Origin of the sequence: Escherichia whittamii (genome assembly GCF_014836715.1) — a bacterium.
GTDB lineage: Bacteria > Pseudomonadota > Gammaproteobacteria > Enterobacterales > Enterobacteriaceae > Escherichia > Escherichia whittamii.
Window position 1 is genome coordinate 253,957 of the sequence record NZ_JACSQI010000003.1, and the last position, 12,965, is coordinate 266,921.

A 12,965-nucleotide genomic window follows, 5' to 3' on the forward strand; every position below is an offset into this window, starting at 1 on the left:
GGCGCTTTACATGATTAACGTGTTACCGCTTCGCGCTCTTTATTTTCTTTCACTCGCTTGAAGTTCACATCCATTTGCGGATACGGGAAGCTGATACCTGCGGCATCAAACTCGCGTTTAATACGTTCCAGCACATCCCAGTAAACGTTTTGCAGATCGCCGCTGTTGCTCCAGACACGGACGACGAAATTAATCGACGATGCACCAAGTTCGTTCAGGCGTACGGTCATTTCGCGATCTTTCAGAATACGATCGTCAGACTGAATAATATCGGTCAGGATTTGCTTAACCTGATCGATATCGGAATCATACGCCACGCCAATAATAAATTCGTTGCGGCGTGCAGGCTCACGGGAGAAGTTAATAATATTTCCGGCAATAATTTTTCCGTTCGGAATAACAATTATTTTACCGTCTGCAGTACGCATAGTGGTGGAGAAAATCTGTACGCTCTGCACTGTACCGGCAACACCGCCGAGGTCGACATATTCACCGGCACGGAACGGGCGGAACAGCACCAGCAACACGCCAGCGGCCAGGTTAGACAGAGAACCCTGCAACGCCAAACCTACAGCCAAACCTGCGGCACCCAGCACGGCGATAACCGATGCGGTTTGAACGCCCACGCGACCTAACGCTGCGATCAGCGTAAAGGCAATAATCGCATATCGGGCTAATGCAGAGATAAAATCAGCAACGGTGGCATCTATGTTACGGGAGATCATCAGGCGATTCACCGCGTTGGAGATCATCCGCGCGATAATCAAACCAATGATGATGATCGCGAGAGCCGCCACGATGTTTACAGCATAACTCAGCAACAGCGCCTGGTTGTTCACCAACCAGGAACCTGCACCGTGTATGCTATCGACAACATTCAAATCTTCCATTCAATATTCCTTTTCAACTGACTCAAAATGGAGAAATACACTCCGCCGCCTTATGACGGGCTGTCTGACAAGGGTAAACAATAAAGCATAATTTTGCCAAATAGATCACAGATTTCTTAGGTGCATCACCTTGCTTTTGGCGAAAAAATCCCCTCTATCCTGGCGGCCTCAGATTGTTGACAAAGTGCGCTTTGTTCATGCCGGATGCGGCGTGAACGCCTTATCCAGCCTACGCAAGCATGCAAATTCAATATATTGCAGAGATCACGTAGGCCTGATAAGCGCAGCGCATCAGGCAATTTTGCTTTTGGCGAAAAAAAGACCCGCAGAGCGGGCCTTGAGAAAAGCAGAAAGGAATATCTTACAGAACGTCGATCGCGTTCAGTTCCTGGAATGCTTTTTCCAGACGAGCGATCATTGAAGTCTGACCGGCACGCAGCCATACGCGCGGATCGTAGTATTTCTTGTTCGGCTGATCTTCGCCTTTCGGGTTGCCCAGCTGGCCCTGCAGGTAAGCTTCGTTCGCTTTGTAGTAGTTCAGAACACCTTCCCAGGTCGCCCATTGGGTGTCGGTATCGATGTTCATTTTAACTACACCGTAGCTTACAGAGTCTTTGATTTCCTGAGCAGTAGAACCGGAACCGCCGTGGAATACGAAGTTCAGGCTGTTGTGCGGCAGGTTGTGTTTCTTGGAAACATATTCCTGAGAGTCGCGCAGGATGGTCGGGGTCAGAACGACGTTACCCGGCTTGTATACACCGTGTACGTTACCGAAGGAAGCTGCGATGGTGAAGCGCGGGCTGATTTTGCTCAACTCGGTGTATGCGTAATCAACGTCTTCCGGCTGGGTGTACAGTGCAGAAGCGTCCATGTGGCTGTTGTCCACGCCGTCTTCTTCACCACCGGTGCAACCCAGTTCGATTTCCAGAGTCATGCCGATTTTGGACATGCGCTCCAGGTATTTAGAGCAGATTTCGATGTTCTCTTGCAGAGATTCTTCAGACAGGTCGATCATGTGAGAAGAGAACAGCGGCTTACCAGTAGCAGCGAAGTGTTTTTCACCCGCGTCCAGCAGACCGTCGATCCACGGCAGCAGTTTCTTCGCGCAGTGGTCGGTATGCAGGATAACCGGAACACCATAGTGTTCAGCCATCTGGTGAACGTGATGCGCACCAGAGATCGCCCCCAGGATAGCAGCGCCCTGCGGAACGTCAGATTTCACGCCTTTACCAGCGATAAAGGAAGCACCACCGTTGGAGAACTGAACGATAACCGGCGCTTTAACTTTAGCAGCGGTTTCCAGTACGGCGTTGATGGAGTCAGTACCGACGCAGTTTACTGCTGGCAGTGCGAAGTTGTTTTCTTTTGCTACCTGGAAAACTTTCTGTACGTCATCACCAGTGATTACGCCAGGTTTTACGAAATCAAAAATCTTAGACATGTCTCTTGTCCTGTATCGTCGGGCTGTAGAAAAAGTGCGTGCTACATGAGCGCGCTGAAACAAGGGCAGGTTTCCCTGCCCTGTGATTTTTTACTTCTTAGCGCGCTCTTCGAGCATCGCTACTGCAGGCAGTACTTTACCTTCCACGAATTCGAGGAATGCGCCGCCGCCAGTGGAGATGTAGGAGATTTTGTCAGCAATGCCGAACAGGTCGATTGCTGCCAGAGTGTCACCGCCACCAGCGATGGAGAACGCTTCGCTGTCTGCGATAGCGTTAGCCACGATTTCAGTACCTTTACGGAAGTTCGGGAATTCGAACACGCCAACCGGGCCATTCCACAGAATGGTTTTCGCATTCTTCAGGATTTCAGCCAGTTCCTGAGCGGAAGCGTCGCCGATATCCAGGATCTGCTCGTCAGCTTTCACGTCGTTAACAGATTTCAGAGTAGCCGGAGCAGTTTCAGAGAACTCAGTTGCTACGCGAACATCAGACGGAACCGGAATGTTGCAGGTAGTCAGCAGACGTTTAGCTTCGTCAACCAGGTCAGCTTCGTACAGGGATTTACCCACATCGTGGCCTTGTGCCGCGATAAAGGTGTTAGCGATACCACCACCAACGATCAGCTGGTCAGCGATTTTAGACAGGGAGTCCAGAACGGTCAGTTTGGTAGAAACTTTAGAACCACCAACGATAGCCACCATCGGACGAGCCGGTTCTTTCAGTGCTTTACCCAACGCGTCCAGTTCAGCAGCCAGCAGCGGACCTGCGCACGCAACGTCTGCGAACTTACCGATACCGTGAGTAGAAGCCTGCGCACGGTGAGCAGTACCGAATGCGTCCATTACGAATACGTCGCACAGTGCAGCGTATTTTTTGGACAGGGTTTCGTCGTCTTTCTTCTCGCCTTTGTTGAAGCGAACGTTTTCCAGAACAACCAGTTCACCTTCAGCAACGTCAACGCCGTCGAGGTAATCTTTAACCAGGCGAACCGGGTTAGACAGTTTTTCTTTCAGGTAGTTAACAACCGGCAGCAGAGAGAATTCTTCGTTGTACTCGCCTTCGGTAGGACGACCCAGGTGGGAAGTGACCATCACTTTTGCGCCTTGTTTCAGGGCCAGTTCGATGGTTGGCAGAGAAGCACGGATACGCGCGTCGCTGGTTACTTTCCCGTCTTTTACTGGTACGTTCAGATCCGCACGGATAAATACACGTTTCCCAGCAAGATCCAGATCGGTCATCTTAATTACAGACATGGTGAATCCTCTCGTTGATTCTAAAAGTTTTGTAGACGCGCACGCGTCTTACCTGAAAGCAACAGCGGCCATGGCTAACGTTGTGTCTAGCATTCGGTTAGCAAAGCCCCATTCGTTATCGCACCAGACCAACGTTTTGATCAGGTGTGCGCCACTGACCCGGGTTTGAGTGCCATCGACAATGGCACTGTGCGGATCGTGGTTAAAATCTATCGAGACTAACGGCAATTCCGTATAGTCAACTATACCATGAAATGCACCTTGTGCTGCTTTTTGCAGCAACTGGTTGACTTCATTGGCTTTTACAGGTTTCTTCACCGTCACGCTTAAATCGATTGCCGTCACATTAATGGTTGGCACACGCACCGCAATCGCTTCAAAACGATCGTTAAACTGCGGAAAAAATCGTGTGATACCCGCGGCCAGTTTGGTATCGACCGGAATGATCGACTGGCTGGCTGCCCGGGTGCGGCGCAGGTCAGGATGATACGCATCAATAACCTGTTGATCGTGCATGGCGGAGTGAATTGTGGTCACAGTGCCGGACTCAATACCGTACGCATCATCTAACAATTTGATGACGGGAATTATGCAATTCGTGGTACAGGAAGCGTTAGAAACGATGCGGTGTTCCGCACGAAGTTGATCCTGATTGACGCCATAAACAACGGTAGCATCGAGATCGTTACTGCCAGGATGTGAAAAGAGCACTTTTTTGGCCCCGGCGACAATGTGCGCTTCGCCATGCTCGCGGGTGCCATATACGCCGGTGCAGTCGAGAACCACATCAACACCGAGTTCACGCCAGGGAAGCGATTGCAGTGAGCGTTCATGCAATACGCGGATGGCATCATCACCAACAAAAAGTTGGTCGCGTTCCTCACGGACTTCCCATGCAAAACGGCCATGGCTGGTGTCATATTTCAACAAATGCGCCATGCCCGCAGCATCCGCCAATTCGTTGATTGCCACCACGGTAATTTCCGCCCGACGTCCTGATTCATACAAAGCACGAACCACATTACGCCCGATGCGACCGAAGCCATTTATCGCTACGCGTACGGTCATAGATCTCCTGCAAGGCTTTCCCTGAGCAAATTTGCCAGACAGAGTAATCCAGCAAATCGTTCGGGGAAACCTTACCTGTCGCAAACTGCGACTGATTGGTTAATTGTCGAACATTTAATCGACTGAAACGCTTCAGCTAGGATAAGCGAAACATGGAATAAAAGGAATGATTGTCCAGTCAAAGAAGACAATTATCTGACTTACGTCACATTTTCAGGCCTGATGCGTTGGAATTTATTCCACTTTTGCAGAATCACGAATAAGCGTAGCAAAATCTTTTCGTTGTGCCGTCACAAACCCTGATTTATATCAGAATATGACTGATACAGCGTCGATATCATCCGCAATACGTCCGAGTTTCGGAGTACTCCAATGATGACATTGCCCTACCCTTATTCTTCCTCCGCACGCTTTTTCACGCTGCGCCTGCTCCCCGGGCAGGAAGTTCTCTCCCTATTACATTCCTTCGCGCAACAGCAACAGCTCCACGCCGCGTGGATTGCCGGTTGTACCGGCAGTCTGACTGACGTCGCCTTGCGCTATGCCGGGCAAGAAAACACCACTCTCCTCAGTGGGAAATTTGAAGTGATCGCACTGAACGGCACGCTGGAACACACTGGCGAGCATCTTCATCTCTGCGTTTCGGACCCACACGGCGCGATGCTTGGCGGCCACATGATGCCTGGCTGTACCGTTCGTACCACGCTTGAACTGGTGATCGGCAGCCTTGAGGAACTGGCGTTTAGCCGCCAGCCTTGCGCGCTTTCTGGTTACGACGAGTTGCATATTTCCCCCATTAAATAACTATTTTCAGAGAGGTTTTCTTATGGCGCGTCGCCACTTTTCCAGTCAGGCTCTGGTGCTGATCGTTATCTCTATCGCCATCAACATGATCGGCGGTCAACTTGCCAGCATGGTTAAATTACCTATTTTTCTCGACTCCATCGGCACACTTATTAGCGCGGTACTGCTTGGTCCGGTTATTGGAATGTTGACCGGCTTACTAACCAATTTACTCTGGGGATTACTGACTGACCCAATCGCCGCTGCATTTGCTCCTGTGGCAATGGTTATTGGTCTGGTTGCAGGTTGGCTGGCGCGGGCGGGTTGGTTTCGCACTCTGCCGAAGGTCATTGTCAGCGGCGTGATGATTACCCTGGCGGTCACCGTCGTTGCTGTGCCACTCCGTACTGCGCTGTTCGGCGGCGTGACAGGAAGCGGAGCCGATTTGTTCGTCGCCTGGATGCACTCGATGGGGCAAAACCTGGTGGAGTCGGTGGCAATTACGGTAATGGGCGCGAACCTGGTCGACAAAATTCTCACGGCGGTGATTGTCTGGCTTTTACTCCGACAACTGCCGATTCGCACCACTCGCCATTTTCCGGCAATGGCTGCCGTGCGCTAAATGCATCCGTTTACTTCCTTAACGCTGTGGGCGCTGGCGGCCTGCACCACGCTTATCCTGCCCGCACAGACAATATTGCCGGTCTATAGCGCGGCGACTTTTTTCTGCCTTATTGCGCTAAAGGCCACGCGGCGGCGAGCAAAATATGTCGCCTGGCTGATGTTCTCGCTGGGGGCCGGGCTATGGCTGGTGCACGGTGGCTGGCTGACTGAATGGATAAGTGGCACACCGCGCTCTGCAGAACGGTGGGCGCATGCAATTACGCTCTGGCTGCGGATTCTGGCTATCGTCTCAACCTCGCAGTTGTGGATGCAATACGTCCCCGTGCAACGTTTTATCCGCGCTTTGTTTGCTTCTCGCCTGCCGCCGGGCGTCGCTTATCTTTTTGCCGGGCCGTTGTTGGTCGTGGAGCAATTAAAACGGCAATTAGCGATTATTCATGAAGCGCAGTGCGCTCGCGGCGTGCCGCTGGATGAGAGCTGGTATCAGCGTTTACGCGCGATGCCCGCGTTAATTATTCCGCTAACACACAATGCGCTTAACGATCTGGCAGTCCGTGGTGCGGCGCTGGATATGCGGGCATTTCGAATCCGCAACCGACGAACAACGTTGTGGGAGCCGCCTGATAGTAACCTGGAAAAAATGGCTCGTTACATCATGATCTTGCTGATGCTGGCAGAACCCGGAGTGTGGCTATGGTTACGTTAGAACAGTTTTGCTATTTCCCTGCACACCCAACAAATCCTCCGTTCATTTATGACTTTCACTATGCCAAACCGGGGATGATCGCCATCTTTGGTAACAACGGCAGTGGCAAAAGTACGCTGGCGCAACTGATGGCGGGCTGGTATCCGGATTTTCTGCCTGGAGAAATTGCAGGCACGGGAACGCTTCTCGGTACACCCATTGGGCTGCTCCCGCTCAATGAACAATCCGCCACTATCCAACTCGTCCAGCAATCGCCCTATTTGCAGCTCTCCGGCTGTACCTTTAGCGTGGAAGAAGAAGTTGCCTTTGGACCAGAAAATCTGTGTCTTGCTGAAGCAGAGATTATGGCGCGAATTGACGCTGCCCTGACCCTGGCTGAGTGCCTGCCGTTGCGCCATCGCCACCCTGCAACACTCTCCGGTGGGGAAACCCAACGCGTGGTGATTGCCTGCGCCATCGCCATGCAACCAAAGCTATTAATTCTTGATGAAGCCTTTAGCCGCCTGACGCCGCAGGCCAGCGAAATGTTGTTGCAGCGTTTGCAACACTGGGCGCTGGAACGCGGTTCGCTGGTTATTCTTTTTGAACGTCATCGCACACCTTTCCTGAACTATTGCCAACAAGCGTGGCAACTGCAAAACGGCGCGATCCAGCCATTATGTTAACGTTAAATCAGGTAACTTATCGCTGGCCTGGCGCGGCAACGGATTGTCTTTGCGACATTTCTCTGCAACTCAAACAAGGTGAATGGCAGGCGCTGACTGGCGACAATGGCGCGGGAAAATCGACACTGTTGCGAGTAATGGCAGGTCTTCTTACGCCCACAGCCGGTACGGTTATGCTGCAACAACAGGCGATGAAAAACCTGAAGAACCGCCAACGTGCGGCAAACATTGGCGTACTGTTTCAGGAAGCGGAAAACCAGTTGTTTCACAGTACCGTCGCCGAAGAAATCTCATTTGGTTTGAAACTACAAAAATGCCCGGCGGATGAAATCGCTCAACGCACCAATGCTGCCTTGCAATGTTGTCAGTTAGCAGACGTTGCCAGCGCGCACCCGTTAGATCTGCATAGTGCGCAGCGACGGATGGTCGCCGTCGCCTGCCTGGAAGCACTCTCTCCGCCACTATTACTACTGGACGAGCCGAGTCGGGATTTTGACGAAAATTGGTTGAGCGCGTTTGAAAGCTGGCTGGAAAAGTGCCGCCAGCGAGGCACGAGCGTCGTAGCAATCAGTCATGACGCCGCATTTACCCGGCGTCATTTCTCTCGCGTTGTGCGACTGGAAGGCGGTGTAATAAGAAACGTTAATCCACCAGGCGATATTCACCCGTAGCGGTCATCATTAAGGTTAAATTTGCGGGCTGACTCTGTTCAAGCACCCGACGAACATTCGGCCCGTCGGTACGTTCATAAAAGGCTTCTGCGTCTGCCTGCGATAATCCGCCCGCCAGCTTGCGCCCCACCAGACGCTCCCGCAATGCAGATGCGGGCGCTTTGATAAATATCGAGAAATCACAAAATTGCGCTAACGTGCGCCACTGCTCGTCATCCAGTAATAGCCAGTTTCCTTCGACGATGACGAGCGGCGCGGTAACGTGCAACGCATCTTCAACAGGATCATGCTTTTGTCGATCATACTGCGGCCACGTACAGTTACCCTGCGCGGCCTGACGTAAATTCTCCGCCAGTTTTGCCACATCGAACGTCTGCGGCGCACCTTTGTAAGGGCGTAGCTGATGTTCATCCAGCCAGGTGTTGTAATGGTGAAAGCCATCCATCGGTAGCGTCTGAATAGCGGGTAGTTCGGGGTCTTGTTGCGCGAGATATTCCCAGAAGGTAGTTAAGGTGGACTTACCCGTCCCCGGTGGAGCACACAGAAATACCACCGTACGTCGCTGCGGATTTACCGTCTGTAAGGCCGCCAGCATACGCAGTAGCGGTTTATGTACATTTTCAATTTCATCATCAGAGTACTGCGCCTGTACCTTTAGTCCATTCACCGTCAGTTCGATTTTCACGGCGTTAATTCCTTTAAAGTTGTCGTTACTGCCAGCGTCAGCGCCGTTTTGACCATCCCGCTAAAACGTGCCTCTGACCAGACGGCGAAATCGGCGAACTTCATCGCTTTTAACGCGTCATAGAGCGTCGCATTGCGGGTTATGCTATTGAGGTTGCTGATAAAATCCCAGGTAATGTCATCGTTAAATCCGGGCATTTCATCCTGTTCATTCAGGTAATGCCAGAACTGGGAAAAATGCGTGATATCGGCGTACAGCCATTTATCCATTTTCCCCAGCGCATAAATCAAACGCAGCGCAACATCAATATCGTCAAGCGGGCCGCTTTGGGCGAGCAACGGCTTCACTGCATATTCGACGATCTCTTCATCGTTATCGACAAACAGCGACGGCAGAAACTGGCGTATCCCCTGGAGCAAAATGGCATGCGCAGTTTTCATAAATGAAAATAAATTGTCCTGTGCATCCAGTTGCTCAAGCACATCATCTTCTGTCAGCGTCGCCATTGGTCTTCCGATAGATCACCATCAATGCAGGGAGTCTATTATATTACACGTTTGGTCCGCGCCGCCGATTAGTAATGTCTGCGTCCGCACCCCATTCGCCGTCTGTTGGATACCGTTCACCAGCTCTCCGCCCGTTACACCCGTGGCGCTAAAGAGGATATCGTTACCCTTCACCAGTTCGTCGAGCGAGTACACACGGTTCACTTCAACACCCATTTCCCTGCAACGCTGGCGTTCCTGTTCAGCCACCTGGCGATTTTCCGTGTAATCTCCTTTGGCCTGACAAAAATCAATCAGCTCGGCCTGCATATCCCCGCCTAACGCTTTAACAGCACAGGCAGAAATAACGCCTTCCGGCGCACCGCCGATGGTGTACATCACGTCGTAAGGATTGTCCTGCCAGCAGGTCAGCACGCTGGCGGCGACATCGCCATCTGGCAGAGCAAAAACCTTCACGCCCAGTTGTGCCGCTTCCTCAATTGCGGCCCGAAGACGGGGTTTATCCAGCGTAACCATGCGAAGCTGGTCCAGTGGTTTACCCAACACGTTTGCCACGTTGCGCAGGTTGTCCGTCAGAGGCAAAGACAGATCAATCGCGCCCGCCGCCAGTCGATTAACAACCAGCTTTTTCATATACATATCGGGCGCGTGTAACAGGCTGCCTCGTGGGGCAAAGGCCATGACCGCCAGCGCATTGCTCTGCCCCATCGCCACCATCCGCGTGCCTTCAATCGGATCAACCGCGATATCGACTTCTGGCCCATCACCCTTACCCACCTCTTCGCCAATCCACAGCATCGGCGCATGGTCAATTTCCCCCTCGCCGATAACTACTCGCCCACGAAAAGCAACGTCGTTCAACGCCTGACGCATCGCGGCAACCGCCAGACCATCAATTTTATTTTTGTCGCCACATCCGGTTTGCGGCCAGGCAGCCAACGCTGCCTGCTCCGTAACGCGAAATAATGGCCACGCCAGGGACATCATTGCGCGGCCTCCCCGATATCAACGCCAAATTGCGCCAGCAGATATTTCTCGGCCTGCTCATTCCAGATACCGTGCGTTTCCTCAACCAGCCGCGCCAGCTCTCTAAACAACGGATCGGTTTTGCCTTTTTCGGCAAAATCGGCAATGGCGGTGAGCGGCATGGTGACGCCGTTATAAATGAGTTTTTTACCACCTGGGATATCCGGCAAATTGAGCACTGTTTCTGGCACCGCATCCAGCCCACCGATATGCGTCACCATAAACGACGGCTGCAACTGCCCCGTGGCGCTAAGGGTAATCGCCTCTTTCATATCGTCCGTTGAACCGCCGGATGTACCGACGACGTGCGTGCTGTTGTAATGGACGTTGTAGAAATTAAACGGCACTTTGAAGTTTTTATCCGTCGGCCCGGCAAAGAAGTTCAGGCAGCCATCTTCCGCCAGTAATTCGTCAGCCATCTCAACGACAGCAGGCACCGCCGCATAAACAAAAATGTCATCGAACCCGGCATCTCCTGTCAGCGCCCGCAGCATCTGGACTGGATCGCTCATCCCTTTGGTATTCACATATACCAGCTCAATGCCTTTACTGGCCGCCAGTTCCACCGGCAACAGCTTCTGCACCTGCGCCAGGCGTTTTTCGTCGATATCGACCACCACCACCCGCGACGGTTGTATATCGCCGTTAATAGCATAATCGATAGCGCCAATCCCCATCGGGCCAGCACACGCCAGCAGAGCAATATTGCCGCCAGGTTTGACGCCCATGCGATGTTCATAAACATATTGCGTAGTGTGATAATTGGCATGATAAGCGCCAATAATGCAGCACATCGGCTCCGCCAGCGACGCCGCAGCAAAATAAGAGCCGTGATACGGTAATACGCAGCCCAAATTAATCGCGATTTCGGGAATAATCATATAGGTGGCGTTACCGCCAAAATACTCGTAACTGTAGCCCGCTGAATATCCGCTTGGTAGCCCCATTGCCGGTTGCAATACAAATCGCTGACCTTTTTTATATTTGTCGGTGAGATTTTTACCCACCTCAACAATCACGCCAGCGCATTCATGCCCGGTAATGACCGGATGATTTTCTAAATCATCCGGCACTCGTTTATGTTCGCTGCCGAGCAACGCCGCTTTCCATGTCGATAAACAGACGCTGTCGGAAATAACACTGACCAAAAGTTCGTTATCAGTAATTTCGGGCAATTCAAATTCGCGCAGACGGACATCCCGCTTGCCATAAATAGCAGCAACTTTAGTTTTCATTTTTACCTCGGCAATCAGTTTTTATGTTCAGCGGTTAATTGGCTAAATAAAGTGTCGAGTTTTGGATCGCCAATATAGTTATTAATCAATATCAGCGGCTTATCCGTCACGCGCTTCACTCGCCCTTCCAGACTGGCGTGAGTGACGACGATATCAGCATCCGCAGGTACGTTTTCGATGGCGTAATGTTTTACTTCAATTGCCAGCCCTGCTTTTTCCAGACGCTTACGGAAGGTGGTTGCGCCCATCGCGCTAGAGCCCATCCCCGCATCGCAAACAAAGGCAATACGCTTAATACGGCTTAACGAGAATGCACCTTCCTGCTTCATTGCTTTAACCGCATTGGCAGACTCGGTAAATTCATCTTCACTCTCAGTTTCCACTGTTTTTTCCATCTTCAGTATCAGGGAAGTGATGACAAAAGACACCAGCGTGCCTACCGTAACTCCGGCAATCGTCGCCAGGAACGAGCCTTTCGGCGTCAGCGCCAGGTAGGCAAAGATAGACCCCGGGCTTGGGCCAGCAACCAGACCACCGTCCAGCAAATTAAACATCCAGGTGCCAGACATACCGCCCACAATCATGGCGATAATGGTCAGCGGCTTCATCAGCACATACGGGAAATACAGTTCGTGTATCCCACCGAGGAAGTGAATAATCATCGCACCAGGTGCAGAGCGCTTACTCATCCCTTTACCAAACAGAGTGAATGCCAGCAGCAGCCCTAAGCCAGGCCCCGGGTTGGACGCCACCATAAAGAAGATGGATTTACCGTTAACCGAAGCCTGTTGCATCCCCAACGGGTAATAGACGCCTTGATCGATCGCGTTATTGAGGAAAAGCACTTTCGCCGGTTCATTGATAACAGACAGCAGAGGCAGATAGCCCGCATGTACCAGCGCCTCAATACACTCTTTGACGAAAGTATTGGCAATTAACACCGCCGGGCCGATAACTTCAAAACCCAACAGACAGAGGATCATCCCCGCGATACCTAATGAGAAGTTATTGATAACCATCTCAAAACCAGCAGGTATACGTTTTTCCAGTGCCTTATCGACATATTTGATGACCAGACCACCTAACGGTCCCATAATCATCGAGCCCAGGAACATCGGAATTTCAGCACCGACAATAACACCGATAGTACCGATTCCGCCCATGACCGCGCCGCGTTTACCGCCGACCAGATGACCACCGGTAGAACCAATCATCACGGGCAATAAATAGGTAATCATCGGGCCGACAATTTTGGCGAAATGTTCGTTAGGCAGCCAACCAGTAGGAATAAATAATGCAGTAATAAAACCCCAGGCAATAAAAGCACCAATATTGGGGATGACCATTGCAGTCAAAAATCCCCCAAAAGCCTGGACCTTTGCACGAGCAGACTTGTTTTCCATAATATTAT

At 51.7% G+C, this 12,965-nt stretch carries 14 protein-coding genes; 5 read left to right on the forward strand and 9 right to left on the reverse strand.

Annotation, left to right across the window (positions count from 1 at the left end):
• Positions 1–14: 14 nt before the first annotated feature.
• The 4 genes from mscS to epd form a co-directional block, all read right to left on the reverse strand.
• Positions 15–890: a small-conductance mechanosensitive channel MscS gene (gene mscS, locus H9644_RS06925; protein WP_064529763.1), complete on the reverse strand. Its 876-nt coding sequence runs from the start codon at positions 888–890 to the stop codon at positions 15–17.
• Between the two features lie 361 nt (positions 891–1,251).
• On the reverse strand, positions 1,252–2,331 hold the full coding sequence (gene fbaA / locus H9644_RS06930) for a class II fructose-bisphosphate aldolase (protein ID WP_000034372.1): 1,080 nt from the start codon (positions 2,329–2,331) through the stop codon (positions 1,252–1,254).
• Positions 2,332–2,421: 90 nt separating this feature from the next.
• Positions 2,422–3,585, reverse strand: coding sequence for a phosphoglycerate kinase (pgk, locus tag H9644_RS06935; protein ID WP_064529761.1), 1,164 nt, complete (start codon positions 3,583–3,585; stop codon positions 2,422–2,424).
• Between the two features lie 48 nt (positions 3,586–3,633).
• A complete protein-coding gene (epd, locus tag H9644_RS06940) occupies positions 3,634–4,653 on the reverse strand; it encodes an erythrose-4-phosphate dehydrogenase (RefSeq protein WP_191773884.1) in 1,020 nt (339 codons plus the stop codon).
• A gap of 372 nt (positions 4,654–5,025) precedes the next feature.
• On the opposite strand from epd, the gene H9644_RS06945 reads away from it, so the two are divergent.
• The 5 genes from H9644_RS06945 to H9644_RS06965 are packed head-to-tail and all read left to right on the forward strand — an operon-like array spanning position 5,026 to position 8,102.
• Positions 5,026–5,457, forward strand: coding sequence for a PPC domain-containing DNA-binding protein (locus tag H9644_RS06945; RefSeq protein WP_191773887.1), 432 nt, complete (start codon positions 5,026–5,028; stop codon positions 5,455–5,457).
• 22 nt (positions 5,458–5,479) lie between these two features.
• Complete coding sequence (locus H9644_RS06950; RefSeq protein WP_064529758.1) at positions 5,480–6,058, forward strand: ECF transporter S component; 579 nt, start codon at positions 5,480–5,482, stop codon at positions 6,056–6,058.
• Entirely contained in the window at positions 6,059–6,766 is a 708-nt protein-coding gene (locus H9644_RS06955) for an energy-coupling factor transporter transmembrane component T (RefSeq protein ID WP_191773889.1), read from the forward strand.
• The gene (locus H9644_RS06960; RefSeq protein ID WP_191773891.1) at positions 6,754–7,431 is read left to right on the forward strand and encodes an ABC transporter ATP-binding protein; all 678 of its coding nucleotides are present in this window, start codon (positions 6,754–6,756) and stop codon (positions 7,429–7,431) included. Before H9644_RS06955 ends, H9644_RS06960 begins: the two co-directional genes overlap by 13 nt.
• Positions 7,425–8,102: an ABC transporter ATP-binding protein gene (locus H9644_RS06965; protein ID WP_191773893.1), complete on the forward strand. Its 678-nt coding sequence runs from the start codon at positions 7,425–7,427 to the stop codon at positions 8,100–8,102. The genes H9644_RS06960 and H9644_RS06965 overlap by 7 nt, the downstream gene beginning before the upstream one ends.
• Here H9644_RS06965 and H9644_RS06970 read toward each other — a convergent pair.
• Genes H9644_RS06970 through cmtA form a run of 5 tightly spaced genes read right to left on the reverse strand, consistent with a single transcriptional unit; the run spans position 8,074 to position 12,957 of the window.
• Complete coding sequence (locus tag H9644_RS06970; protein WP_064529754.1) at positions 8,074–8,787, reverse strand: nucleoside/nucleotide kinase family protein; 714 nt, start codon at positions 8,785–8,787, stop codon at positions 8,074–8,076. The genes H9644_RS06965 and H9644_RS06970 overlap by 29 nt on opposite strands.
• Entirely contained in the window at positions 8,784–9,293 is a 510-nt protein-coding gene (fumE, locus tag H9644_RS06975) for a fumarase E (protein ID WP_191773895.1), read from the reverse strand. The genes H9644_RS06970 and fumE overlap by 4 nt, the downstream gene beginning before the upstream one ends.
• Before the next feature lie 21 nt (positions 9,294–9,314).
• A complete protein-coding gene (glpX, locus tag H9644_RS06980) occupies positions 9,315–10,280 on the reverse strand; it encodes a class II fructose-bisphosphatase (RefSeq protein WP_191773897.1) in 966 nt (321 codons plus the stop codon).
• A complete protein-coding gene (locus tag H9644_RS06985) occupies positions 10,277–11,554 on the reverse strand; it encodes a zinc-binding dehydrogenase (RefSeq protein ID WP_191773899.1) in 1,278 nt (425 codons plus the stop codon). The genes glpX and H9644_RS06985 overlap by 4 nt, the downstream gene beginning before the upstream one ends.
• A 14-nt stretch (positions 11,555–11,568) precedes the next feature.
• Positions 11,569–12,957, reverse strand: coding sequence for a PTS mannitol transporter subunit IICB (cmtA, locus tag H9644_RS06990; protein ID WP_191773901.1), 1,389 nt, complete (start codon positions 12,955–12,957; stop codon positions 11,569–11,571).
• Between the last annotated feature and the right edge of the window lie 8 nt (positions 12,958–12,965).